The organism is Rhizobium sp. LjRoot98 (assembly GCF_964252935.1).
GTDB lineage: Bacteria > Pseudomonadota > Alphaproteobacteria > Rhizobiales > Rhizobiaceae > Pararhizobium.
On record NZ_CAXUPW020000009.1, the window covers coordinates 165,052 to 188,814 of the forward strand.

Sequence of the window (23,763 nt, forward strand, 5' to 3'; positions counted from 1 at the left end):
TAAGAGGAAAGCCCTGCAATGACGACCCAGTTTCAAATCGTTTGCCTCAGTGCGCTCGACCCGGCCGGGGAAGACCGCCGGGACGAACCGGAGCTTTCCTATTCCGAGGCATTGATGAGGGCAGAGCAGCTCAAGTTCGAGGGCATCGCGTTTCGTGTTTACACCGACGCAGCCCTGACCGCAGAGCAAACGCAATCTTTCCTCGATCTTGGAGCATTGATGTAGGACTGCAGCCGCAGGGCGCTATTTCCACATGCCCCGCATCTTTTCCGCCACATCGATGCGGATCTGTTGTGCGCTCCGGCCGGAACGATCGGGTGTCACCAGTGGCCAGCGGATAACCTCGAAAAACTGCAGAAGGGTGGCCGGAATGAAACGTGTCCTTGAGGCAAAGACGTGACGATCGCCCTGCGGGTTCTGGTTGTGCGTGAAAAACCGCAAGGGCGTCACAAGCGCCAGATTGTCCTTGGCTCGCGTCATGCCGACATAGAGCAGGCGCCGCTCCTCTTCGAGTTCATGGGTCGTGCCCGCTCCAAGATCGGAGGGGATGCAGCCATCGACGACATTGAGCATGAACACTGATCGCCATTCCTGGCCCTTTGCCGAGTGAATGGTCGACAGGATCAGATAGTCTTCGTCAAGCAGCGGCACGCCCGCCTGATCGCTTGTCGCATCCGGCGGATCAAGGGTCAGTTCCGTCAAGAAGCTTTCGCGCGATGCGTAGCCGGCAGCGATCTGTTCAAGCTGCAGCAGGTCGGCCAGGCGGGTTTCTGCATCCTCATGGATGCGACCAAGATGGGGCTCATACCACAGACGCGCCAGGCCAAACTCTGCAGGCCAGCCGGCTTCGGCTTTGCGCAGCGTCTGAAGCATGGAGACAAAAGACGGCCAATCCTGTGAGGATCTCGGCGGAGCCGGGATCTCTCCCAAGGCAACAAGCGGCTCGGGATCGGCGGCGATCGCATCGAGGATTTTTCCAGCCGTCTGCGGTCCAATCCCGGGCAGCATGTTTAAAAGACGGAAGCCGGCGACGCGATCGCGTGGGTTCTGGGAGAACCGCAGCGCTGCCAGCATGTCCTTGACATGGGCGCTGTCGAGAAACTTGAGACCTCCGAACTTGACGAAAGGAATGTTGCGGCGGGTCAACTCCACCTCAAGCGGCCCGCTGTGGCTCGATGTGCGAAACAGCACGGCCTGTTGCTTCAGCGTCATGCCGCCCTCACGGTTTGCGAGGACCTCGTCAACGATGAAGTTCGCCTGATCTATTTCGTCTTTTACGGTGACAAGCTTCGGACGCTGTTCAGATTGGCGCTCGGTCCAGAGATTTTTGGTGAAACGCTCGCGCGCCAAATCGATCACCCCGTTGGCGGCGGCAAGAATCGGCTGTGTCGACCGGTAATTCCGGTCGAGCGTGATGATATCGGCGGCCGGACTAAATGAGCCTGGAAAATCGAGGATGTTGCGGACGGTGGCTGCGCGAAACGAGTAGATCGATTGCGCATCGTCACCCACGACCGTTAGGCCATGACCACCCGGTTTCAAGGCCATCAATACGGATGATTGAAGCTTGTTGGTATCCTGATATTCGTCGACCATGACATGGTCGAAAAGGTTGCCGATTTCTTCGGCCAGTTCCGGATCGGCGACCATTTGCGCCCAGTAGAGCAGCAAATCGTCGTAATCGAGGACATTCTGCTTCTGCTTGGCCTCGACATAGGCACTGAACAGAGATTTCAGCTGTTCTTGCCACATCGACGCCCAAGGATAATGGTTGCGCACGACCTCGGCCAACGCAGCCTCGGAATTGACGGTCCGCGAATAGATCGACAGACAGGTTCCTTTTGTGGGAAACCGTGTTTCCGTTTTCGAAAATCCGAGTTCGTGCCGCACAAGGTTCATCAAGTCGGCACTATCCTCGCGGTCGTGGATGGTAAAATCGGCATTCAAGCCAATCTGTGCTGCGTGCATGCGCAGCAGACGCGCGCCAATGCCATGGAAGGTTCCCGCCCACGAAAGCGCGTCTGTCAACAGGGCGGCATTGCTGCCGATCACCTGTCTGCAAATGCGTTCCACCCGCCGTGACAATTCCGACGCTGCCCGGCGTGAAAACGTCATCAAAAGGATACGCCGGGGGTCGGCGCCGTTGACGATGAGATGGGCGACACGGTGGGCAAGCGTATTGGTCTTGCCTGATCCCGCGCCCGCGATAATCAACAACGGACCCGCGATCGAGGCTTTCGGCAGGCCAACGCCATACTCGACGGCACGGCGCTGTTGGTCGTTGAGTTTTTCCAGATAGGCTTGTGCCATAATGCGTCCCGGTTGGCTGGGAATGGTTTCGGCAGGGGGTTTAATCTCCGAACAAAAACGGAACATATCGTTTTGAGGCGCCGTTGGAAACCACGATTTGGGTTTTGTGCGTTTCTGTTTCAAATCCAGGCACGGAGCCTCGCCGCATTGTGGAGAAATGCATCCGTTTGCCCGCCGTCTGCGTTGTTATAGCGCAACAAAACATCTGCTTCTTCCTGTGGAAAATAGAAGGACCGGTATCGCCTTCGGGTTGGTTGGCTTGACCAACGCGTTCGCGTCGGTGGTCAGGGAGGCAAAAAGGTTTTCGGAGGTTCCCCGTCTTTCGCTTTCCGCCCTATGTTCCAATGACCGACGTCGATGCCTGCAATGAAATCGAGGGATTTCATCGGGTCGCGGGCCAACCACGCATTGAGCCTCTGGCCATGGTCCGTCTTGAACGCAGGATCGGGTTAGTCAAAACTGATAGCGGGGACCAGACACCGACGCTCGGCCCTGAACCAGCGCTTCCAGTGCGGCAGTTTTAGGTTTCGAGATTGGTAATGCTACGATCAGGCTCGGCGCGCAAAGCACTGAGAGATCCGCCGGCTTTCCTTGGCCTGTAAGTTTTCCACCCGCTCTGCTCTTCCATCAGGACGCGTGCGCTTCCAAGGCGCAACGCCAAACGAGTGGCCCGATATCAGTCGGGGGGATCGTCTATGCGAGCGAACCAGTTGTGATTTGGGGAGCGGCATCACATGCCTGACCAGAGTAGTCCGCGGGCGTTACAGTGATGAGGACGGGACATATCCCGGGTTTTGCAGAACATGCGGTGTCTGTTCCAAATGCTGGTTTCGAAGGCGCTCCACGGCCCTTCTGACTTCATGCTCGTCCCACCCGGCTTCAACGGCCGAACTTACCAGTTTGGCTTCAATGCCAATGTCGTCTTCTGGCGGCACGGCGTCATGGAGATGCAGGAAAGCCGAGGTCAAACACTGCTCGCAATCTTCCGCGCGGTTCGGGGAATCGGATGCAAATTTTGGAGAGGCTATGTAGGTCAATTGGCTGTCCTTTTTGCCAGGTCGGTTTTCGGCAGGTCTGGCCTTTTCGGGCCGGAGCAAAGCTTGACTGATTGTTGGCGAACTCGCACTTGGATTGATCATCTGCTATCGAGATAAACGGCATGCGGCGTAAAAGGTTCATGTCGAGAAGGATATGTGATTGCGGCGCATTCGGTCAGTGCTTGCTGGCCACCGGCCAGGTTACGCGAAGGATGCCGAACCGATGGAGCCCGAGCGAGGGCGCCTGCCGCATCGTCTTGCATTTTCCTGTGTCGGGCAGACGAATGGGGCCGGAACGAACCGGCCCTTCATCGTTTCGCGTGTCAACGGGATCAAAGGGTGCGGCGGGTGTAACGCTCCCGCTCGCGGTCAATTTCGTCAGGACCGTAAGGAGCTGCCGTTTCGTCGAACCGTGTCCAACCCTGCGCTGCATAAGCCTGGCGGCGTTCGACAGGATCCACCCAGTTGGTCTGCTTCAAAATCGCCTCTGCTTCCGCGCGGCGTGTATCGTCGACTTTAGCAGTGACTAATGTTCCGCCGCGGCGCACACCCTCGGCAAAAACGTGGGCATGTTCTTCGGGCACGCCGGAGTCAGTCAACGCTCCGATCAGGCCTCCCGCAGCGCCGCCGGCAAGGGCGCCCGCTGCAACGCCGGCCGCGGTCGCCGCAAGCCAGCCTGCGGCAACAACCGGACCGACCCCCGGAATAGCCATAATCCCAAGGCCAGCCAGGAGGCCGCCAGCACCGCCGACGACAGCACCGATGCCCGCGCCGGTCCCAGCACCTTCGGCAGCATTCGTCTCGCCCTTGGTATGCTTGTCGCCCGCATTGTTGGAGACGATACTGATGTCGTCCGACGGGATACCGCTTGCCTCGAGCGCACTGACTGCCGTGCTGGCATCGCTGTAGTTGTCAAACAGTCCTGTTACAGTTTTCATTGTCTTCAACCTTTCAGAGCTTTTTTTTCAGCCGCGTTTTGCACGTTATTTCGAGACGATGTTCCCCTGGTAGTCCATGGAAACGGCGACTGGTTTGCCGTCCTTTGTGCCCATGGCCTGCCAGACGCCTTGCTCGTCGAGTTTCAGGTCGCTGACGGGCGAATATCCTGCAGCTTCCATTCGCTCCTTGGCCTGCGCTTCAGTGAACGAGTTTGCTCCCTCCACCGGCGCTGCGGGATTTGCCGTGTCGGGGGTAGCAACGGCTGGCGTATCACCGGCGGCGGCCGGCGCTGTTGTAGTCTGTGCATGAGCTGCCAGTGCAGACGCGCTCAGAAGCGCTGTCGCGAAAATCAATTTTTTCATGGTTTTTCCTCAACTTAGGCCATTCCGTCGGCCTCCCAGCAGGAACTAGCCAAACGCGAGAAAGTTCCCCAGCTTTTCGACGAAGTACTGAAGTCTGTTTGCTTGCGCCAAAATTCCGGCCGGCGGTCGCTGCGACCGTTTCTTTCTAAAGCGAGAAGATGGAACGCAGCTTCGGGGCGGCCGATCCGTTTTGCCGCCGCTATGCTAAGCCTCTTGCGGCTCCCGGGGGACCGAGCAAGCATGCGCGTCGATCGAGCTCAACGATCTTGGGCAGGAAGATAGCTTACCAAGGCGAGGATCCGTTTGGACATCGCAGTGGTGAGCCGCATAGCGTTGATCAGCGCGGCAAAGAAATCTAAAACGGGCTTGTTGAGCGGCGAGCAGCTCCATGAACATGATCTGATTTGTGAATGTTACGTTCGCGAAAGCTCTAGGAGACTATTGCTGTTTTCTCGCTTTGACACCACGCGTGCATAGGATCACATTAAGGACATACCCATTCAACGCGACGTCGGTGCTCCAATGCCTCCTTTGAAGGACCGGGAGCGATAACTGCTGCGCGGCAAAGGTAATTTCCTATCTCAAGGATCGCCTCGTGGCCTTTCTGTCTCTGCGAAAACGCCAATGAGTCTGATGCCAAACGCCCCCGGATTATCCTCAGTAGGCCCGGGAGCGGGAGGGATCACATACATCCGTGAACCGGCAGACATGACTCTGCTGGTCAGTCAAACGATCTGCGGCTTGACTGGCGGCGATGACTGCGCTTTGCCGTCAGGATATCCGTCTTCGTCCGCGTCGAACGGCAGTTGCCCGTCCGGTGTTAAGTCATCGACAGCCCTGGGCAGGTCACGGCTGAGACGGCTCAGAATTTCCTCACGCGACAGGCCCGTTTTGTTGGCAAGGTCGTCAAGGATCTCCGGCCCAAGCACCTCCGAAAGCTGATTGTCATCGACCTGCTTGTTCGGCCCTGGCTCGACCCAAGACTTGGCTGTTTCGCCCTGGCCTTTTTGCTCAAACTGCCTGAGCAGATCTCCCAAGCCTCGACCTAGTCCACCCGCGTTACCGCCGCGGAAAAGATCACCAAGGCCGCCCAATCCTGTTCCGGACAGGCCGCCCAAAATATCACTGAGCCCCCCAGAGGATGCCGTTCCATCAGAGCTTGGCTCGGGTGGATTGCGAAGCCCTTTCAGAATCTCTGAAATCTTGTCCCGGTTCTGGTAGCCGGCGACCGCCAGCACGCCCAGAAGCGCCTTCAACGCATTGCTTGCCATGGTCTTTTCCCTGTTGCAAAACGGACGGTTGCGCGATTGCATCGTCCAAGTCAAAGAACCTAGGGCCCGCTCGCAGTAATTCATCGGGTGCGTGACGATATTGATGTGCCGGATCGCATGGAGTGGTACCAACACATTCCGGCGACGCGCGGTGATGCGCTTTGGGTATCGATGGATCCTACACCTGTAAGCGTTTCTAAGGGCGCCGGTTCCGATAGCGCAAAAGACCCTTCGATCTCAATGAGCCAATGCTAACAATCATCGCCGTGATTGTCTGACCGAGAATGGTGTCGACGAACAATGCGACCCCGAGATAATCGAGCGCGTCAGGATCGTGGGTTTCGATCCCGGGGCCGCCGGGGAAACGACGGTTTTACCGCTACAATTTCATCCGGCCGGCAACGCAGCCCCAGCGTTCACGACGGTGTAATGTTTTGGAATCCACAACGCGGATAGCCACAGCAGGTCAGGTTGGCGTGGAGCCAAAGTCCGGAAAGGTTTTCTCGAAAACCGCTTGACAATAATCCGCGGTAACGCTGCCAGTAGTCCTCGCGAACTGGCGCTTCTGATAAGCAAGTGCATTCTGAAATCTGGCCGGATCATTGGTCCCCTCGAACAAAGGCGCAGGGAGAGGACTAATCGGTTTCGGTTGTTGCCCTGGGGCGCAGACGACGATGAAGCGGAGGTCTTGTTGGGGAGGATCCGTCCCGGCCTGGAGCGCGGAGCAGTTTCCGACTTGCGCGGAACGCGCGTTGTCCAATTCGCACGTAGTTGTATGGATCGTATGTCCTCGGCGGCACGTGGCCCCGAGCCAGCGGATAATCGCGTCAAGTCCCGGACGCAACTGTTTCTTCGACTCGCCGTCAATTCTCGTTGAATCCCGCATGCCTGGCCAACGGCCGTCCAGTCCATGCGGCCAATCAAGATCGGTGGCGGCCGTCGATGGCTGACGGGTCTTATGAGAAAGGGCTGAACGTTTTCCAGCGCAGTCTTTGAACGCGCACTTCGCAGAAGGCGGAGATTTCTCGCTGAAAGTGATGAGATGAGAGATCGTGCCTGCAAGGGGCTTCCGACGGGCAGGCCTAGGTCAGCGCTGTCCGGTAAAGCAACGTTATCTGACTTGGACGGCGAGGGGCCCAGTGCGTCCAAGGATTTTGGTGGGAAATATTTCTACCGCATGCTTGTCATACCGTGCTGTGGGTTGGTCCCACAAACGGATTGGGCGTGTGTGTTAGTCGAGGTTCAATGCATAGCGCGTGTGCCGGCGTTCCCCAGTCCGGATCAGGGCGCCTTTCGCCACCAAATCGGCAAGGTCGCGGGTTGTCGTCGCCCGTGATGCCCGGGCGATTGCAATATAATTTTCAGCGCTGAGTCCTCCTTTGAAGCCCTGGGGGCCTTCCCGGAACATGCGCGCGACAGCCTGTTCCTGCCGGTCATTCAGCCGGCCACGGAAGCGATCATAGAAGTGTGCCTTGGCAATATAAAACGCCACCCGCTCAAGGGTGGTCTTTTGCGCTTTGATGACGGTTCCTGCGAAGTATGCGAGCCATTCAGTAACATCGAGGGTTCGTTGATTTCGCTCCAGCTGATCATAGTAGGTCTTGCGGGCACTTTCGATCGTATGAGCCAAGGCAATAAGGCTTGGCCGCCCCAGACTTTGAGCCAGAGACTTTTCCGCAAGCGCTCGACCAATTCTTCCGTTACCATCTTCAAACGGATGAATGCTCTCAAAGTAGAGGTGTCCGAGGCCCGCTCGCGTTAACGGTGGCAAAGGAAGTCCGGCATCGGGCGCCGAGGTGTTGAACCAGTCAATGTAACTCTCCATTTCCGTCGGGATCCGTAGCGAAGGAGGAGCTTCATAGTGGATGGCCGGCTTGTCATGCCGGCCGGACACGATCTGCATGGCGTCCGCGTGTGTTCGGTATCCGCCAATTGTTTCAAGGTGACGATTTTCAGTCATCAACATCGCGTGCCATCGGTACAGCGTTGGGTGATCGAGTGGCGTATGCCATGATTGATAGACATCAATCATCATTTCGGCGATGCCGCGCTCCTGCGGTTTGACCGGCCGATCCTCGCTCGCGAGACCGAGTTGGCGCCGTAATGAAGACTGCACGCTTTGTCGATCGAGCATTTCGCCTTCAATTTCCGATGTTTTCACTGCCTCGTCGCTAAGCAGTTCAATGCGTAAGAGATCACGGTCCTCGTCTTTGAAATGGCGTACCGCTCCGATAACTTCGCCTGAAGACAGAAGAAATTGGTTCTCTAAGGGGGCGAGGGAAGCGGCGTCATATGTGAACTGCGGCCAGTCTGGTTGCGTCCAATTCCATATCATGAGTTATAGAGCACCTCTTCTATAGCTCATAATGCCCAAAATGGTGAGCAATAGCAACACACCTATCGATCACGCGCTTGTCGAGAATGAGGAGGGGAGGGGCGTCCGTCCATCGCTGAGGCGTATCGACCCAACGTGAAAACGAGGTGGAAGTAGCCGACCGGCAGCAGGTCGGCCTCGCGCTCGGCAAGCCATGCCCGTGCCGCTGCGCCCTGGCACTTCGGGCAATGCCGATTGCGGCAGGAGTTGTAGGCGATCCGCCACTGGCCGCAGTCCTCGCAGGCCTCGACGTGACCGCCGAGGGCAGCAGTGCGGCAGTTCTCGACCGCCGACATCACCTTCAGTTGCGGCAAGCTCAGATGTCCTGCGCGCGCACGCCTGTACGCCGCCCCGGCAGCACGGAAGATGTCGGCGACCTCGACAGAGGCGCGCACGGCTCAGCCGTCCGGCGATATCTTTGCCGGCTTGAACAAGCCGAGCTTGTCGAGCGGGCTTGTCACTGTTCGCACCGTGCGGGTCGCGAGCACCGTCATCTACTCGGTGGCGGCGTGACCGTGAGTTACTTTTGCTGGTTCCATGCAGGGAACATGCTTTTCCGCCACTGTCCGTTCGTCCTACCTACTCCGCGAAGAATGTGCAGATGTTATGTGCTTGAACGAAACTCAAAGCCGAAGGGCAGTTTCACCAGTTGTTAATGCTCAGTCATTGAAGCCACTGATTCACAATAAATCATGTCAAGCGGGCGACTGAGGGGATCATGACCCTGACAGCCCCAAATGTGGCTAGGTGATCAAGCGATTGGAGCAGGCCAACAGTGAATCACGGAAGGTGGCACAGAGATCGAAGCCACTGCCAGTGAGGGAGGCCCAATTAAATTGGGGCATGCGGTGGCCCTACTGAGAAGACAGAATGCCATACATGGCGATAAACGCATAGAGTATGAATGCGCCAACTGCGATGCTGGCAATCACCATGACGATGCCGCGGCCGGCAAAGACCTTGCGCCGTTTCTGCGCGGGTGGATCAGCAGATGGCGCCAGTCCGATTGGAGTCTCTCTGTCTTCCACAATGATATCCTTCCACGGTCAATCGGTTAGAGTTCCGGTCTCTACTGAGACTGATCGATTGCGTGAGGCGATGGTTGTCCAGGGGTCGTATCGCCATGGCCTGGTAGTAGCAGCACAAGCGCGAACAAAAGGGCCAAGGCGACGATGATCGCTGCTATGATTGGGCCGTTACGCATTTGTAATCCTCCGACTGCCTAACTGAGGCTTCAAAGGAAGGTTCCGTGGCAGGTTGGCGGGGTAGCGGATAAATTCGTCAGGCATGAGAACGGAACCCACCACGCCTCTCCATGAAAGCGCGCCCCGCCGGATCATGGGATGCGCCCGAGGCACGATCAGCGCACCAAGCTATTTTAATAGAGATCCCAAGCTGGATACACAGCTTCCGTCAGTTCCGCTGGAGTACAGGGCTGCACCCCAGCGGCCGTGGAGCATTCATCAGGCCTGGCAGATTTCATTTCAACGATGCGTCAGGCTGGGGCCGGTAATAAATCCTTCTTGAATCACGCTGTCGTATGGTGCGCCAAGGAAGGGTGTCAGTGCTATGGCCGACGAGCAGCGTCAGCAAAGCCGCGCAATGGTGATCCGACTGACACGACAGGCCGCATGCAATCGCTGTTCCAGTAATATGCGATGCTGTGGAAACGTGTTTTCCACGACGTCTCAAGGTGAAACCTCGCGGGGGCTCCCCCATAATCCGGGTGCGCTCATAACATACGCTCTCGGTCGCGAATATTTAATCGATTTGAGTTGGAGCACGGATCTTGATGCCAGACGCAATCGCACGATATCCATTTCGATGCCTCCGGGAAGGCAGAATAGGAGCTGAAGCATGCAAAAAGACGTACACTGGAATGTGCCCTTGAATGCCCGCTTGCAGTCGGGAGTGACCCGGATGTTTTCAAGCGTTTACGAAGCATTGGACTTTCTTGAAAACGAATGGCCCGTGAAGACTGGAGACCGCTACAAGAATGCTGTGGCGAGCTGCCGGGGTGCCCTGAACAGAACCACGCCTGTCGCCGTGGCGCGCGACGCCTTTGTTGCGGCCTGCTACGAGGCTGGTGTCGGCGTCACCTCGGCAATGCCGACGCATTCTTGGCCGAAGGATCACCGGCCGGGCTTCCGATAGCGACACTTCGACAGGGATTGTCGATGGCTGCCGCTCCCACACGATAGGGCGGCGGCCGATACATGATCCAGAGGCGACATGCCAGCATATCACTTCATCGAGTCGACCACCTCGTCGCCGTGTGGAAGCTGCTCATACGGAGTATTTTTCGCGAGATGGGTCTAGTAATTGAGCCGCGTTATTGATGTTCGCTGCACGGAACTGAAAAGACCCCACCCGGATAGCGTCGAGACGCAGATGGTCGCCAGCCAGCTGTTACGTTTCTTCCAGAGCGGCGTTAGCGACGAACGGAAACTGTTAACGCGCCCGGTCTCGTTGGAAGTCGTCCAGCTACATCGGTCATGGCAAGGGCGGCGGGAACAAAAAACCGGCAGGAGAGTTGACCCCTCAGTCTCTTCCTCTTTTCGAAATTGGCCTCGGTTTTCCGGGGCCTTTTTTGCGAAATTTGCTCGACCGGTGGAGCCCTCTTCGCCGAAGGCGCGTTACTTTCGAATAAAGGCCAGTGTCCATCTTTGCTCGGACGGAACGGGGGAGACGGAAAATTCACGCGGATGAAAACCGCAACCCATTCGAAATACAATGGCCGCCGGTGAACGTCAGGCTTCACGACGGCATTGAGAAGACCGGTTGCCTCAGGTCCTGCGAAAGCACGCCCGTGGAGCTACAAACACAGTCTTTCAACGATGGCTAAAATCATCAGCGCGATTTGGGCATTACCACAGACGCTGCGATGAAACGCTCGCCGTCTTCTTTCTCGTTGAAGTAGTAAACGCAAAGCAGCGAACCGTCCGGTTTCACCACCACACGAGGATATCCTAGATCAGGAGACCCACCGTCGCGGCGAACAACGGTTTCGCGAGACCATGTACGACCTCCATCATCGCTCATGCGTAGTCGGATTCCGTAGAGCTTGTCGCGATATCCGTAAATCAAAGCAAGCCGTCCATCTGGCAGGATTTGCAATGCCCCCGGATTGCCCCCGAACCCTGTCGGTACGGGACCGCCCACTTGCCTCCAGGTGATACCAAGGTCATCGGACATGAAGATGTCGATCCAGCCTTCTTCTCCCGTTCCCATTCGACGAGCGGCCGAGACGATACGTCCTTCAGGTAGCCGCACCGATGACGGCATGATGGCGTAGCCTTTTGTCTCCTCCATCAGGAAGCCTTGAAAAGAGAACGTTCGTCCGCCATCCGTCGTGCGCGCGCAAAAGATGCGTCCTTCATTGCCATCGGACTTCGATGAAGTAAGCATGAACAATGCTTCGTTTGCCGAGACTGGAATGATGTCGGTACGCGCCGAGATCCCCGGCAATCCGAAATCGCCGAAAGCGTACGGCCCCTGCCAGGTTCGTGCGCGATCACGGCTGACGTAGAACCAGCTAACCGCGCGGCTTATTCCCGTCCTCGCCGCCATGACAATCGTATCCAGGTCAAGAAAATCTATTGGAATGGTCAAGGGCTGGAGGTCGCGCCCTGGAATGATGTTGCGGCCAGCACGCAGCCCTTCGACCACATGTTCGTCCGCAGAGAGTGTTTCAGCGCCGGGAACCTGCCCAAGGAAAGGTTCAACTGCCCATGTCATGCCACCATCGTGACTGCGTGCCTGAAGCGGGCGAAACGGGTGGTCGCGATCGCGGGCATGGATCTTGCCTTCGCGTCCCAGCAGACCCTGCGCGAAAACAACCACGACCTCATCGTCCCAGATCCACAAGCCATAGTTCGCTGGCCATCCGGCAAACTCTCCAGCTTTGCGGTAGACCTCGACATGTTGCGGACGTGCGATAACACATCGGGATGGATCGGGACCCAAATCAAGTATCATCTGCTCAGCTTCTTCAAGAAAATGCAGCCCGACAGGCAAAAACAGATCGTATTCGTCAAGATGATAGGCCATTCGCCGCGGATCAATCCGAACGCCGACCAAAGAGCGAAGCCTGATACAGTCAAGGCATACATCCGGGCCGAGATGGCAGCGGTGTCACCCGTCTTGAAGACCTTCCAGACTTGCGGGACGAAGCTCGTCACGGAGCACAGAGAGGCTAGATAGCCTATCACAAGCGCTGTATCCATGTTTAGTCCTTGACTGTGTGACCGGGATGGCCACCCGTCAACTCACCGACAAGGAGTTGGTTCCCAAACATCGACTGGCTTACGTGGTCTGCGGAAGGGGTCTCCGGCTGCCACGCGCCACACCTTTGTTAGATTTTGTTCGGCGGATTACCCGGTGCAAAATAACCACCGAACGCGCGCAATTGTCAGACATCTGTCAATTAAAACGGTTTTTCGTAACGTTCGGATGCGAAAACCCGCTGCGTTTGGGCCGACCGGTTCAAGGGGCCAGGAAACAATGGAAGCAGTCGTCTATTTGCGCACCAGACTGAAGGTGAAATGGCTGCCGCGGTGATAGTCAATTGCATAGACAACCGGCATTCCCGCTATATTGAAACATGTTTCGGTGATTAGGAGGGCAGGGCCAAAATCGCGCAGATCGTTGCGCTCGACGACGTCATCAGGCAGCATCACAGCCGTGACGGACGCGGCCGACATGCGCGGACGCTGCTTGTGCTGCTCAAGCAACGAAAGCAGTGATCCGCTCCAGTCGATATCGTAAAGCCGAGCCGGGATGATGCTGCGCGGAACATAGTCCAGACAGTACATGATCGGTATATCATTTTCGAGGCGGAGCCGCTCGATGCGGATCACGCGCTCCCCCGCCTCAAGGCGCAACTGCTTGGAAATCGTATCAGTGGGCGTCTCCTCGGAGATCGATAGAACCTTGTTCTGCGGCTTGTAACCATACTGGCGTGCCATGTCGGTCACGCTCTCGAAAGCGGTAATCGGCCGATCTACCTGCACCGCCGAAATCGCGGAAATGAACCGGCCGCGACCGTGCTCGACATAGATGATGTCATCCTGCTCGAGCAGCTTCAGCGCCTCACGCAGGGCTGGTCGCGAAATCTTGAACCGCGTCGTCAGCTGTGCTTCCGTGGGCAGCTTGTCGCCGGGTTGGAGTCCCTCGTCCCGTATGAGTTCGGCAATGCGATCACGAAGCTGAATTACTAGGGTGCGCGTGTCGCGAAGGGGCTCGTCCAAGGCAATCCTCGTATCTATCCTAATGCTCATTTTCTTGTCTGACAAATCTGCAAAGGTCAAGCGAAGGAATTTCAGAGAAACGTTACATGGCGTCGTCTCGGGACACCGTTTTCAATATCTCTTGACAGTCCAAGCCATAGATGTCAGTTGTCTTACAACATTGTCGGGGGCGACAAGTTGGAGAGGCGATCCTGGGCAGCCATGATCATGACAACAGAGAGTTTTCCATGCTGAACTTTGACGAACACAGATACCTGCGCATCCAGTCCGGCGCTGCCGGCCTTGCAAAGCGCTTTGACGACGTGATCGCAGGCTGCATAGCCGCGGGATCCGATAACGTATTTTTCCTGGGAACCGGAGGGGCCGCGATACTGATGCAGCCCGCCTACCAGCTGCTTCAGCGCAACTCGCGCTTCCCCTCCTTTTTGGACCTCACAGCTGAACTCGTCATCACCGGCTCGGCAAACCTTACGAAGAAATCGATCGTCGTGATGCCGTCGCTTTCCGGCACCACTAAGGAGAGCGTCGCTCTGCTTGCGAAGATCAAGGAGATCGGGGCAACTGTCCTGACGCTCGTCGGCCATGAGGAAACGCCGATGGGCAAGGGTGGCGATCATGTCTTCGTTAATTTTGCAGAAGACGACACATCCTGCGAGTCCTTCTATTTGCAATCGCTGTTCGTGGCGCTTTCAATCATGAAGCAGCGCGCCGAAATCGCCAACTACGACCAACTGATCGGCGAACTGCAGAGCCTCCCCAAGCTCCTGCTCGAGGTCAAGCGCACTTACGAGAGCAAGGCTGAAGATTTTGCCAAGATCCTCGCTGGCTCCGACTACCACATCGTCACCGGTGCCGGTAACGTCTGGTCGGAAGCTTTCTACTACGGTATGTGCATTCTCGAGGAGATGCAGTGGATCCGCACCCGCCCGGTCCATGCGTCGGACTTCTTCCACGGCACGCTCGAGTTAGTCGACAAGAATGTCAGCGTCATCCTGTTCAAGGGCGAGGACGAGTGCCGTCCGGTCGCCGACCGGGTCGAGAATTTCGCGCCGAACTACACCGACAAGCTCGCCGTGCTCGACACTGCGGATTTCGAGCTGCCGGGCATCTCGCCGGAAGTGCGCGGATTGATTTCACCGATCCTGCTGGCAACGGTACTTGAGCGCATCAGCGCCCATCTCGAAGTCATGCGCAATCACCCGCTGACGACGCGCCGCTATTACAAGAAGGTTGCCTACTAAGAAGCCATCGGCATTATGCGCAATCGCCAGCCTCAAGAATTCCGGGAGCTGGCCGCCAGATACAGGCCGTGATTGTCGCAATGATAGTCGCGGCCTTGCCATTGACAGATCATTCGAGGTCCCATGTCCCGTTACCGTTTCGCCGTCGTCGGCGACAATTGCGTCGATCGTTTCCAGCCTCCCGTCGGGCAGTCGCTGATTGGTGGCAATGCCATCAATGTCGCCGTCCAACTCGGCATGCTGGGCCACGAGGTCTATTATTTTGGTGCCGTCGGCCGTGATGCCGACGGCGCGCGCACCCGCGACCTGCTGGCGGAAAAAGGTGTGCGGGTCGAACACATGCAGGTGCTGCCCGGTGAAACCGCCTATACGAATATCGACATTACCGAGGCCGGCGATCGCATCTTCGCCTTTGAGGATTTTGGTGTCTGCCAGGACTACATCCCGAGCGAAGAGGATTTTGTGGCTCTCGCTGGCATGGATCATGTCCATATCGGCTGGATCGCCGATCGGGGCACCGTGCGCCGCAGGCTGGCGGAGGCCGGCATCAGCGTCTCGCAGGATGTCTCGGTCAACAACCAGCCCGCTCACATCGGAGTCGACAACCTGCGCATTGCCTTCGGCTCGGCGGGTGAAGATCGGCAGAAAGCCGAAGCTATGATGCAGGTGTGCCTTAACGGCGGGGCCAAGGTGGCCGTTGTCACCCGCAGTGGCGATGGTTCGGCCGCGATGAGCCGTGAGGAATATGCGGAAACCGGCATCACGCCCGTCGCCGTCGTCGACACTACCGGAGCAGGCGACAGTTTTATCGCGGGGTTTCTCCACGCCTTCGTCGCTGGCGGCAGTCTCGAAACGAGCCTCGTCTCAGGACGCGAATGCGCAGCGCGCACCTGCACCCATGTCGGCGGTTTTCCGCAGGAACCGAAGCCACTCTGAAACAAGCCGAGCCGGAAAACAGGAGACCGGCAAAATGTCGCCGGTCGCGTTTTCGTGTGGCTCTCAGTGCAGGAGCTGACTGAGAAACAACCGGCTACGCTCGTGCTGCGGGTTGTCGAAGAAATCTACCGGTGCGGCTTCTTCCACCACCCGCCCCTGATCCATGAAAATCACCCGGTCGGCCACCTGGCGGGCAAAACCCATTTCATGGGTCACGCAGATCATCGTCATGCCTTCTTGCGCAAGCGACACCATCGTATCCAGCACTTCCTTAACCATTTCCGGGTCGAGCGCCGAGGTTGGCTCGTCGAACAGCATGACCTTGGGGTTCATGCACAGCGCACGGGCGATCGCCACACGCTGCTGCTGGCCGCCGGAAAGTTGGCCGGGGTATTTGTTGGCTTGTTCCGGAATCTTGACGCGCTCCAGATAGTGCATTGCAATCTCCGTGGCCTTGCCTTTGCTCATCTTGCGCACCCAGACCGGTGCCAGGATGCAGTTTTCAAGAATGGTCAAATGCGGAAAAAGGTTGAAGTGCTGGAACACCATGCCGACTTCCCGGCGCACATTCTCGATGTTCTTCTCATTTTCCGTAAGTTCGACCCCACCAACGACGATCTGCCCCTCTTGGTGCACCTCAAGCCGGTTGATGCACCGGATCAGCGTGGACTTTCCCGAGCCGGACGGACCGCAGATGACGATGCGCTCCCTCTTTGCTACATCGAGATTGATGTCGTCCAGCGCGTGATATTGCCCGTACCACTTGTGCACGCCGGAAAGCTTGATCTCGGTGAGGTTGGACGATTGCTGCATCAATTTCCTCCAGTTATTTCACGAGCACCCAGCCGGATGCAATGATGATCGCGGCGCCGGCCAGTGTATGGATTTCGATAGGAGCGCCAAACAGCAGGGCGCCATAGAGACAACCCCAGATGATCTGGCTGTATTGAAAAGGCGCAACCACGGACGCATCGCCGATACGAAACGCACGCACGAGCAGCGCATGACCGGCAGACAACAGGAGACCGGCGACGGTTACTGTCGCAAGATCGATAAATCCGACCGGCTCAAAGCCGCTACCAGCAAGCGCAACGACGAGGGAGAGCACGCTCAGCACGACCAGCAGGCTCGCCACCAGGGCAGCGTCGGATTCCGTCGTCTGCGTACGGCGCAGTAGAACAAGCGACACGGCAAAGAGCAAGGCAGACCCGATCGCGGCCGCATGACCGAAATTCATTGGCACGACACCGGGGCGAAGGGCAACGATGACACCTGCAAAGCCGAGTAGAACGCCGGCCCAGCCCGCCCTCGACAGGCGCTCGCGCAGGAAGATAAAGGCAAGTACCGCCACCAGCACAGGCGACAGGAACGCAACCACATAGGCTTCGGCAAGCGGCAATGCGGCAAAGGCGTAATAGATCAGGATCGTATCTCCGGCGAGCAACCCGGCGCGCACGAAAGCCAACCGCGGGTGACGGGGCCAGAGCGTGCCGGCGCGGCCGGAAGAAACCGCAGAGCCGACGACGACGATAAGCGCTGTGACCGTCACCATGAAGGTCACCTGGGGCACAGGAAAGCTTTGCGCCAAGAGCTTTGCAAGCGCGTCCGTGCCGGAAAAGACTGCAAAGGCGCACAGCACGATCAAAACGGCGCGCAGGTTTCGCGGCGACATTGCCCCGACCGCTAATACTTCAGCGGGCATTGAACCGACCGAAACGGGCTTCGATGCGCGACTGAAGCAGCTCTAGCACGATCGACAGCGCCCAGTAGATCATCGAGGCTGTGATCAGCATCTCGATATGGCGGAACTCCGTCTGCCCCTGGGTGCGGGCGAGATACATGATCTCCCACACGCCAACCACGGACACGAGCGAACTATCCTTCAGCATGGCGATGAACTGGTTGCCAGTCGGCGGCACGATCACCCGCATCGCCTGAGGCAGGATCACGAGGAACATTGTCTGGTTCGGGCTGAGGCCAAGCGCGGTTGCACCCTCCGTCTGGCCGCGGTGAATACTTTCGATCCCCGCTCGAAAGATTTCTGTCATATACGCGCCATAGCAGAGCGAGAGCGCCAGGATGCCGGCCGGGACCGCGCTGATCACGTATCCGACCTGCGGTAGGCCCAGATAAATGATGTAGATCTGCATCAACAGCGGCAGGCCACGAAACAACGAGGTGTAGAAGGTGGCAAGACCGTAGATCACGCCGTTCTTCGACAGTTTGGCGATCGCACCTACCAACGCGATCACTGTGGCGATCGCAATCGAAATCGCCGAAATATAAAGCGTCGTCACCACGCCCTGCGAGATCATGAAGCCGATCTTGCGGATGATAAAGCTGATCGACAGGTCGAACGAATAAAAGAACAGCATCAGCAGCGCGAACAGTTCGATCCAGACGGCCACTATCTGTTGACGGCGCGGAAGAAGCTGCAGCAGCTTCCAGTTAAAGGCGACGATAAGCGCAATCGTGATCGACGATACGATCCGGCCAAGCTGCCTGTTCTCCTTCAACCAGTCTATGGCCGAGGGGAAGAGCTTGCCGATCCACGCTGAGCTGATGCCAAGTGCGTAAAGTGAGGCTGCAACAAGCGCGAAGATCAGCACTATGCCGATGCGACGGGCCGCCGCGGGGTAAGTAAGTATCAGTTTTCCAATCATCGATGTTCCTCCCCCGTCTCAGGCGCCGCGCTCACGCCACCAGTCCTGCGCCTGTAATTTCCAATAGGTAAGTTGTGCCGTGGCGAGCCCGGCGGTTCCGCCGGCCCAGACGAGGCCGAAGGGCTTTAACAATTTGTAGCGACCCGATTGACCGAGAATACCTTCTGCAATGAGCTTGCCGCCGATCGCCGTCGTATTTAGGCCATGCCCGCCAAATGCGGTGCAATGCCAGACCCCGGCCTGCATCTCGCCGATCTGGGGCATGAGATGACGGGCATAGGACATAAGGCCTGACCAGGCGAGTTCCGTCTTCAGCTCGCTGAGTTGCGGATAGGTACCGATCATCTCGCGCCGCAATTCCTGGGCGAGGGCTGCAGGCGAGGCGGCGCGGGTGGTAATACGGCCACCCCAAAGAATGCGTTTGCCGTCTTCCACCAGGCGGTAGTAGTCACCGGCCCGGCGATTGTCGCCGATCGCGTCACGCGTGGTGATTGCTTCGCGAATGAGCTCGGGCGCTTCCTCGGTCAGCATCACATAGGTGGCGATCGGGAGGTAGGACCGCTTGAGTTTACCGACCAGCGAGCCGGTATAACCGCCCGTGGTGAAAACGATGTGGCGGGCCTTCACCTGGCCGTTGGCAGTTTTGGCGCGTTTTTCCGCGCCATTGACGTCGCAGCGCGTCGCGGCGGAGTTTTCGTAGATACGCCCGCCGAGACGTTCGATCTCCTTGGCCACCGCCCGCAGATAGTTCAGCGGATGCATGTGAAAGGCCTTGGGATCGCGCAGAGCCTGGAAATAGCGTGTTGATTTCAGCCGGCTGCGAACCGCATCCGTGCCAATATATTCGTATTCGTAGCCGTATTCCCTGCGCATCTCGTCGGCATGCTGCTTCAGGCTGCCGCCTCCATCGTGGCGCAACACGCTCATGATGCCCGGCTGCGGCTTCGCGTCGGTGATGCCAAGATCACGGATCGTGTCGCGCACGAAATCGACACCCTCGATCGAGAGCTGATGGATTTTTCGCGCGGCATCTTTGCCGGTGGCCCGTGCGATCGCATCGCCACCGGTTGCAAAACCGGGGCTGACGAAGCCGCCGTTGCGGCCGGATGCGCCGAAGCCGATGCTTTCTGCCTCTAGCACAACGACGGAAACGCCGGCACGGGTAAGCTGCAATGCTGTTGTCAACCCGGCAAGGCCGGCGCCGATGATCACGGTATCGCAGTCGATGGCGCCGGAAAGGGTCGGCCGCTCGGCGCCATTGGCCATGGTGCGGCGGTAGTAGGTATCGGGATATGTCATGTCGGGCTCGCTTCAGGCAGGATAGGTAATGCCGGCCCGGGATGTGATCCCGAACCGGCATTACTTGTGCGTCTTAGTCGGCGCTGTAGTCCTTGCCGTACCACTTGGCTGTGAGGGAGGCGAGCGTGCCATCCTTCTTCATGTCGGCGATGATGCTGCCGACCTTTGCCGTCCATTCCGGATCGACCTTTTCGCCGATGACGACGAGAGGTTCGCGGAAGGCGTAGCCGCCATCGAGGATACGCAGCGGATAGCCGTTCTTGATGGCGTTCATCGCTGTCTGCTCAGGCGCGATCACTGCATCGAGGCGCACGCCCGGGCCGAGGCGCAGGTCATCGAAGGGGAGCATGGAATCGGCAAATGTGCGAATTTCACCCGGTTGCAGCTTGTATTCCATCGGCGGCAGGCCCGGCGCATCGATTTCGAGCTTGCGGTTGATGAAGTCTTCGGAGGTGGTCGCCGTCTCGACGCCGATCACCCTTCCGTTGAGGTCGTCAACACTCTTTGCCGTGCTGTCCTTGTGAACGACGTAGACATAAGGACTGTAATAATAGATGCCGGCGAAGTCGATGACCTGAGCGCGCGCTTTGGTCGGGGTGACCGAGCCGACGCCGATGTCGTAGCGCCCCTGCCAGCGACCGCCGGTAAGCGTTGCCCAATCCGGGGTCTGGAAGCTAACCTCGACGCCGAGGCGCTTGGCGATCTCGCGCGAAACGTCGATGTCGAACCCGACCATCTCGTTGTTGTCATCCAGGAAACTCTGCGGAGGCCAGCTGCTGTTGGTCGCGACGACCATAGCCTTGTTTTCCAAGACGCGGTCAAGCGTTTCGCCTGCAAAGGCAGAATTTGTGGCAGCCAGCAGCGCAGCGCCGGCCAGAAGCTTCGAAAAGATATTCATGGTGCCTCCCAAAGACAGTTTGACGACATTTTGTAAGATGTCTGACAACAATAATTGATGGGAAAGCGGCCACTGTCAACGGTGCAATGGGGAGAGTTAGTGAGTAATTGCGATGAGCGAATGCGGCGGGATCACCATGGTGCATTGCAATATTGCAAAAAGAGGACGCCAGTTCGCCGGTCAATCCAGTCATCGTAATGTCCGGTGTTTAGTTTCTGCGCCATGCAAGACCTCGGCGCTATTATGCGGTGCCGTGTGACCGTCTGCCCAGATGTTATTCGGCTGTACGGCATGGGATTTGCGTACTGCCGGATTTAAAACCGGTTGGACCGGCTCATCGACACCGGCACGCTATGACGGTTCAGGGTTTGAGTTAGTGAAGATACGAGGATAAGAAGATCCCCGCTTGAATCTGTCGGCAAAACAACAACTCACGTGTGTGTTCACCAAGAGCTGGATTGCTTTTTCGCCAAAGACGTCCTTGTACCACGAAGTACCTGCCGGCGGGTGACAAGGTGGACTTTGGATCATCGCTTATAACAGCGACCTCTGTTGCGGTTCGGCAACCGTTGGAGTTCCAAGCTCACCCCGCTTTGTCAGTTCTGTCTGGGCACTGAACCGGACGTCGGCGTCTCGGTCGCGGAGCAATTCACTGAGCGCTTCCGTGCCGACACGGTCCCAGCTCTTGCCGCGCTCCGGGCCGGCAGGCACGCGGGGCAGAAGCCCGGGCTCGGTGCTCCACACCAGTAGCTGTTCGAGCGATGCAGCGTTCAACAGGTCTCGCAGATGATGAGCGGTCACGTACGCGTCCGGCATGGCCCGATGCGCTGGCAATCCGATCTCATGGACCAGACCTTGTGGCATACGCTGATAACGCAGCATCTGATTGGAAAACCGGGGCAGTTCAGGCCAGACGCGCAGCGAACATTTCCAGGTGCAGATCCACGAAACCTCACCGGTCAGTCGCGGTGTGCAATATCGCTGCTCGAAGGCAGCCCGATGAGCGGCGAGGGCATCGATCCTGCCGACGGGTCGCAAGACCGTCGAGGCAATCTCTTTCCAGAAGGACGCGTTAGCGACCTGTTCATCGAGAATGTGATGAATGGCCATCGTTTCAGGAGAGATCGGCCGGCCTGGGTTGACCAGTAGCGATCCGCGCTCCTCGCTTACGATCCAGATGCCATCAACTTCCTGGACGACATCCTGCCAGCCAATTTCGCAGACGTCGTTTGGTCCGTTTCCGGCGGTCTCAAGATCGATGACACGAATGCGGGCTTTTGACACGAGTTTTTTCTCACTGCGCTAATTTCTATCTACAAGGTAAGCCCGAGCTGATGTTGTTCCCCGTCACCGATCAAGCTGGCGGTCAGGATATGCAGGATCGCGCCTCAGCGGTTAAACGCGAGAGCTGTAAGTTGCAGCATTTGTGTTTCGGCTCCCACAAAGGATGTCGCACTTCTATCTCCGAATGCGGCACTGTGCCACTCGCTGGCATAAATGGACCCGCGCACCGGGCTGTCGGTCCCGGTTTCCGGCATCGCCGTCGCGATGCTGAACCTCCTGCGGCAACCCTTTTGACCGATCGTGCGGGAGGCGAACGGCTTTCGCGGTTCCCGCTCCAGCTGATATCCCTACTTTTGGTTTTGGCCATTTCGCACAAGCACCTGTGAACTGAGGTTGGAAAAATTGCGAGGTTGCGAACTTTGCTGGAAAGCCTGCCTGAAATCGCACCCCCCCAACAAGGTTGATCTGCCGATCGTGCCGTGTTTTGAAGGGGGCAAATTGGCGGCGGGGCTTTGACAACAGCAATGGCAGAACAGTTTGACATGTTTTCGGAGCGGGCTCCGCCCGGCCCTGTGGTCACGCGTGGCTCGTCCAACGCCGCCAAACCCGACAAGAATACCATCCCCATGAGTGAAGAGGACATGGTCCGTCATCTGTCGCAGACGGGTCGCTATCGGATCCTGCAGAAACTTATGCCGCGCGCAATAGCTTCATTCGCCCGGCCAGAGTACCCCCTCAAGGGCGTCATTCTCGACACCGAGACCACGGGCCTCAATGCTCGCAAGGATGAGATCACCGAGATTGGCGTGATCGCTTTTACCTTCGATGCGACAGGAAGTATTGGTGACGTGACCGGCATCTACGGTGGACTTCAGCAGCCAAGCGTTTCCATTCCCATTGAGATCACCAGGCTCACCGGGATTACCGACGATATGGTGGCCGGGCAGTCGATCGACACGGCAGCGTTGCGGGCGCTGATCGGCCCTGCCGATCTGCTGATCGCCCACAATGCCGGTTTCGACCGGCCATTCTGCGAGGCGTTTTCTCAGCTGTTTTCCGGCAAGGCCTGGGCTTGCTCCAACTCCGAGATCGACTGGTCGTCGCGGGGATATGAAGGTACCAAACTCGGATATCTTGTCGGGCAAGCGGGATATTTTCATGAGGGACATCGTGCGGTCGATGATTGCTTTGCGCTTCTGGAGGTCCTGGCAAGGGAAGTGAATGGGTCGGATTCCACCGCTTTCGCCGAGCTTTATTGCGCAAGCCAAAGGTCGCGCGTGCGGATCTTTGCGGAGAACAGCCCCTTCGACATGAAGGATCACTTGAAGACGCGAGGCTATCGCTGGTCCGACGGAAGCGACGGCCGTCCCAAATCCTGGTGGATCGAGGTTGGGGAAGAAGCGCTTGATGATGAGCTCCGCTATCTCAGGGCCGAAATCTACCGCTATCCCGATGCAGATCCCCCGATCAAACGGCTCACCGCCTTCGATCGTTTCCGAGCCTGATAGCTCCGTCCGTCGTTTGATTGGACCCATGCTTTGAGCGCATGGCCGACCTGAGACCTTGTGCCTTATCGATGGGCGTCCAAGAGCCTATATTCTAATCATCGAAACGACGTTGGAACCAAAGCTAGGTTGCTGGCGTCAAGAGACCTCACGAAAGGGGATCATCATGAACGTAGCACGCTCTTTCCATAACTGGCGCAAGTATCGTCAGACCGTTACCGAACTTGGCCGCATGAGCTCGCGCGAACTGCAGGATCTAGGCATCGATCGTGCCGACATTCACAGCCTTGCCCGCCAATCGGTCGCTCGTTAAGCGACTGTTTGCAAGCCGACCTGAATGACACGACGCCCGCTGATGACGCGGGCGTTTTTTGTATCTGGCCCACAGCGAGGCG

General features: G+C 57.7%; 23 protein-coding genes and 1 pseudogene. 7 read left to right on the forward strand and 17 right to left on the reverse strand.

The annotated features are described in order from the left end of the window. The first annotated feature begins 18 nt into the window (after positions 1-18). Complete coding sequence (locus ACSQ3J_RS24100) at positions 19-225, forward strand: hypothetical protein (protein WP_060501734.1); 207 nt, start codon at positions 19-21, stop codon at positions 223-225. An 18-nt stretch (positions 226-243) separates the two neighbouring features. On the opposite strand, the gene ACSQ3J_RS24105 is transcribed toward ACSQ3J_RS24100, so the two are convergent. From ACSQ3J_RS24105 to ACSQ3J_RS24135, 7 genes and pseudogenes are all read right to left on the reverse strand, one after another. Continuing rightward, positions 244-2,310 carry an ATP-dependent helicase gene (locus tag ACSQ3J_RS24105; protein WP_060501736.1) on the reverse strand — a complete coding sequence of 689 codons (2,067 nt, stop codon included), beginning with the start codon at positions 2,308-2,310 and terminating at the stop codon, positions 244-246. Between the two features lie 761 nt (positions 2,311-3,071). Next, positions 3,072-3,449: a hypothetical protein gene (locus ACSQ3J_RS24110; RefSeq protein WP_436040491.1), complete on the reverse strand. Its 378-nt coding sequence runs from the start codon at positions 3,447-3,449 to the stop codon at positions 3,072-3,074. 230 nt (positions 3,450-3,679) lie between these two features. After that, complete coding sequence (locus ACSQ3J_RS24115; RefSeq protein WP_060501741.1) at positions 3,680-4,285, reverse strand: general stress protein; 606 nt, start codon at positions 4,283-4,285, stop codon at positions 3,680-3,682. 45 nt (positions 4,286-4,330) lie between these two features. Next, on the reverse strand, positions 4,331-4,648 hold the full coding sequence (locus ACSQ3J_RS24120) for a hypothetical protein (protein WP_060501743.1): 318 nt from the start codon (positions 4,646-4,648) through the stop codon (positions 4,331-4,333). 725 nt (positions 4,649-5,373) lie between these two features. Then, positions 5,374-5,919 (reverse strand): YidB family protein, encoded by a 546-nt coding sequence (locus tag ACSQ3J_RS24125; RefSeq protein ID WP_436040492.1) that lies wholly within the window; start codon positions 5,917-5,919, stop codon positions 5,374-5,376. A 1,231-nt stretch (positions 5,920-7,150) separates the two neighbouring features. Further along, positions 7,151-8,254: a Fic family protein gene (locus ACSQ3J_RS24130; protein ID WP_436040493.1), complete on the reverse strand. Its 1,104-nt coding sequence runs from the start codon at positions 8,252-8,254 to the stop codon at positions 7,151-7,153. A 131-nt stretch (positions 8,255-8,385) separates the two neighbouring features. After that, positions 8,386-8,688, reverse strand: a pseudogene (locus ACSQ3J_RS24135) (transposase zinc-binding domain-containing protein); the annotation flags it as partial. Between ACSQ3J_RS24135 and ACSQ3J_RS24140 the strand changes: the two are divergent. Beyond that, complete coding sequence (locus ACSQ3J_RS24140; RefSeq protein ID WP_436040540.1) at positions 8,660-8,806, forward strand: hypothetical protein; 147 nt, start codon at positions 8,660-8,662, stop codon at positions 8,804-8,806. The pseudogene ACSQ3J_RS24135 and the gene ACSQ3J_RS24140 overlap by 29 nt on opposite strands. Positions 8,807-9,147: 341 nt before the next feature. Here ACSQ3J_RS24140 and ACSQ3J_RS24145 read toward each other — a convergent pair whose 3' ends face one another. Beyond that, on the reverse strand, positions 9,148-9,321 hold the full coding sequence (locus ACSQ3J_RS24145; protein ID WP_200956613.1) for a hypothetical protein: 174 nt from the start codon (positions 9,319-9,321) through the stop codon (positions 9,148-9,150). 829 nt (positions 9,322-10,150) lie between these two features. Between ACSQ3J_RS24145 and ACSQ3J_RS24150 the strand changes: the two genes are divergently transcribed. Then, positions 10,151-10,447: a DUF982 domain-containing protein gene (locus ACSQ3J_RS24150; protein WP_060501747.1), complete on the forward strand. Its 297-nt coding sequence runs from the start codon at positions 10,151-10,153 to the stop codon at positions 10,445-10,447. Between the two features lie 696 nt (positions 10,448-11,143). Here the strand turns inward: ACSQ3J_RS24150 and ACSQ3J_RS24155 are convergent. From ACSQ3J_RS24155 to ACSQ3J_RS24165, 3 genes are all read right to left on the reverse strand, one after another. Further along, positions 11,144-12,343: a sialidase family protein gene (locus tag ACSQ3J_RS24155; protein ID WP_436040494.1), complete on the reverse strand. Its 1,200-nt coding sequence runs from the start codon at positions 12,341-12,343 to the stop codon at positions 11,144-11,146. Next, positions 12,268-12,519, reverse strand: coding sequence for a SemiSWEET family sugar transporter (locus tag ACSQ3J_RS24160; protein ID WP_436040495.1), 252 nt, complete (start codon positions 12,517-12,519; stop codon positions 12,268-12,270). The genes ACSQ3J_RS24155 and ACSQ3J_RS24160 overlap by 76 nt, the downstream gene beginning before the upstream one ends. Before the next feature lie 291 nt (positions 12,520-12,810). After that, positions 12,811-13,542, reverse strand: coding sequence for a GntR family transcriptional regulator (locus ACSQ3J_RS24165; RefSeq protein ID WP_436040496.1), 732 nt, complete (start codon positions 13,540-13,542; stop codon positions 12,811-12,813). A 227-nt stretch (positions 13,543-13,769) separates the two neighbouring features. Between ACSQ3J_RS24165 and ACSQ3J_RS24170 the strand changes: the two genes are divergently transcribed. Both ACSQ3J_RS24170 and ACSQ3J_RS24175 read left to right on the forward strand, forming a co-directional pair. Beyond that, positions 13,770-14,783 (forward strand): SIS domain-containing protein, encoded by a 1,014-nt coding sequence (locus tag ACSQ3J_RS24170; RefSeq protein WP_060501755.1) that lies wholly within the window; start codon positions 13,770-13,772, stop codon positions 14,781-14,783. 123 nt (positions 14,784-14,906) lie between these two features. Then, a complete protein-coding gene (locus tag ACSQ3J_RS24175) occupies positions 14,907-15,719 on the forward strand; it encodes a PfkB family carbohydrate kinase (protein ID WP_060501757.1) in 813 nt (270 codons plus the stop codon). A gap of 63 nt (positions 15,720-15,782) precedes the next feature. Here the strand turns inward: ACSQ3J_RS24175 and ACSQ3J_RS24180 are convergent, their stop codons facing one another. The 6 genes from ACSQ3J_RS24180 to ACSQ3J_RS24205 form a co-directional block, all read right to left on the reverse strand. Continuing rightward, complete coding sequence (locus ACSQ3J_RS24180) at positions 15,783-16,532, reverse strand: amino acid ABC transporter ATP-binding protein (protein ID WP_436040497.1); 750 nt, start codon at positions 16,530-16,532, stop codon at positions 15,783-15,785. Positions 16,533-16,545: 13 nt separating this feature from the next. Continuing rightward, on the reverse strand, positions 16,546-17,391 hold the full coding sequence (locus tag ACSQ3J_RS24185; RefSeq protein WP_244481855.1) for a DMT family transporter: 846 nt from the start codon (positions 17,389-17,391) through the stop codon (positions 16,546-16,548). 19 nt (positions 17,392-17,410) lie between these two features. After that, the gene (locus ACSQ3J_RS24190; RefSeq protein ID WP_436040498.1) at positions 17,411-18,382 is read right to left on the reverse strand and encodes an amino acid ABC transporter permease; all 972 of its coding nucleotides are present in this window, start codon (positions 18,380-18,382) and stop codon (positions 17,411-17,413) included. A gap of 18 nt (positions 18,383-18,400) precedes the next feature. Continuing rightward, complete coding sequence (locus ACSQ3J_RS24195) at positions 18,401-19,681, reverse strand: NAD(P)/FAD-dependent oxidoreductase (RefSeq protein WP_436040499.1); 1,281 nt, start codon at positions 19,679-19,681, stop codon at positions 18,401-18,403. A gap of 73 nt (positions 19,682-19,754) precedes the next feature. Continuing rightward, entirely contained in the window at positions 19,755-20,579 is an 825-nt protein-coding gene (locus tag ACSQ3J_RS24200; RefSeq protein ID WP_060501764.1) for a transporter substrate-binding domain-containing protein, read from the reverse strand. Positions 20,580-21,113: 534 nt separating this feature from the next. Next, positions 21,114-21,863 carry an exonuclease domain-containing protein gene (locus ACSQ3J_RS24205; RefSeq protein WP_436040500.1) on the reverse strand — a complete coding sequence of 250 codons (750 nt, stop codon included), beginning with the start codon at positions 21,861-21,863 and terminating at the stop codon, positions 21,114-21,116. A 524-nt stretch (positions 21,864-22,387) separates the two neighbouring features. Here ACSQ3J_RS24205 and ACSQ3J_RS24210 point away from each other — a divergent pair. Both ACSQ3J_RS24210 and ACSQ3J_RS24215 read left to right on the forward strand, forming a co-directional pair. Beyond that, on the forward strand, positions 22,388-23,368 hold the full coding sequence (locus ACSQ3J_RS24210) for a 3'-5' exonuclease (protein ID WP_436040501.1): 981 nt from the start codon (positions 22,388-22,390) through the stop codon (positions 23,366-23,368). Between the two features lie 166 nt (positions 23,369-23,534). Continuing rightward, on the forward strand, positions 23,535-23,681 hold the full coding sequence (locus ACSQ3J_RS24215; RefSeq protein ID WP_436040502.1) for a DUF1127 domain-containing protein: 147 nt from the start codon (positions 23,535-23,537) through the stop codon (positions 23,679-23,681). Positions 23,682-23,763 lie beyond the last annotated feature (82 nt).

What these genes read in the sequence shown, in the direction of transcription:
- ACSQ3J_RS24100 (WP_060501734.1), top strand. Translation starts at nt 19, where the DNA reads ATGACGACCCAGTTTCAAATCGTTTGCCTCAGTGCGCTCGACCCGGCC.
- ACSQ3J_RS24105 (WP_060501736.1), bottom strand. Translation starts at nt 2,310, where the DNA reads ATGGCACAAGCCTATCTGGAAAAACTCAACGACCAACAGCGCCGTGCC.
- ACSQ3J_RS24110 (WP_436040491.1), bottom strand. Translation starts at nt 3,449, where the DNA reads ATGATCAATCCAAGTGCGAGTTCGCCAACAATCAGTCAAGCTTTGCTC.
- ACSQ3J_RS24115 (WP_060501741.1), bottom strand. Translation starts at nt 4,285, where the DNA reads ATGAAAACTGTAACAGGACTGTTTGACAACTACAGCGATGCCAGCACG.
- ACSQ3J_RS24120 (WP_060501743.1), bottom strand. Translation starts at nt 4,648, where the DNA reads ATGAAAAAATTGATTTTCGCGACAGCGCTTCTGAGCGCGTCTGCACTG.
- ACSQ3J_RS24125 (WP_436040492.1), bottom strand. Translation starts at nt 5,919, where the DNA reads ATGGCAAGCAATGCGTTGAAGGCGCTTCTGGGCGTGCTGGCGGTCGCC.
- ACSQ3J_RS24130 (WP_436040493.1), bottom strand. Translation starts at nt 8,254, where the DNA reads ATGATATGGAATTGGACGCAACCAGACTGGCCGCAGTTCACATATGAC.
- ACSQ3J_RS24140 (WP_436040540.1), top strand. Translation starts at nt 8,660, where the DNA reads ATGTCGGCGACCTCGACAGAGGCGCGCACGGCTCAGCCGTCCGGCGAT.
- ACSQ3J_RS24150 (WP_060501747.1), top strand. Translation starts at nt 10,151, where the DNA reads ATGCAAAAAGACGTACACTGGAATGTGCCCTTGAATGCCCGCTTGCAG.
- ACSQ3J_RS24155 (WP_436040494.1), bottom strand. Translation starts at nt 12,343, where the DNA reads ATGGCCTATCATCTTGACGAATACGATCTGTTTTTGCCTGTCGGGCTG.
- ACSQ3J_RS24160 (WP_436040495.1), bottom strand. Translation starts at nt 12,519, where the DNA reads ATGGATACAGCGCTTGTGATAGGCTATCTAGCCTCTCTGTGCTCCGTG.
- ACSQ3J_RS24170 (WP_060501755.1), top strand. Translation starts at nt 13,770, where the DNA reads ATGCTGAACTTTGACGAACACAGATACCTGCGCATCCAGTCCGGCGCT.
- ACSQ3J_RS24175 (WP_060501757.1), top strand. Translation starts at nt 14,907, where the DNA reads ATGTCCCGTTACCGTTTCGCCGTCGTCGGCGACAATTGCGTCGATCGT.
- ACSQ3J_RS24180 (WP_436040497.1), bottom strand. Translation starts at nt 16,532, where the DNA reads ATGCAGCAATCGTCCAACCTCACCGAGATCAAGCTTTCCGGCGTGCAC.
- ACSQ3J_RS24185 (WP_244481855.1), bottom strand. Translation starts at nt 17,391, where the DNA reads ATGTCGCCGCGAAACCTGCGCGCCGTTTTGATCGTGCTGTGCGCCTTT.
- ACSQ3J_RS24190 (WP_436040498.1), bottom strand. Translation starts at nt 18,382, where the DNA reads ATGATTGGAAAACTGATACTTACTTACCCCGCGGCGGCCCGTCGCATC.
- ACSQ3J_RS24195 (WP_436040499.1), bottom strand. Translation starts at nt 19,681, where the DNA reads ATGACATATCCCGATACCTACTACCGCCGCACCATGGCCAATGGCGCC.
- ACSQ3J_RS24200 (WP_060501764.1), bottom strand. Translation starts at nt 20,579, where the DNA reads ATGAATATCTTTTCGAAGCTTCTGGCCGGCGCTGCGCTGCTGGCTGCC.
- ACSQ3J_RS24210 (WP_436040501.1), top strand. Translation starts at nt 22,388, where the DNA reads ATGGCAGAACAGTTTGACATGTTTTCGGAGCGGGCTCCGCCCGGCCCT.
- ACSQ3J_RS24215 (WP_436040502.1), top strand. Translation starts at nt 23,535, where the DNA reads ATGAACGTAGCACGCTCTTTCCATAACTGGCGCAAGTATCGTCAGACC.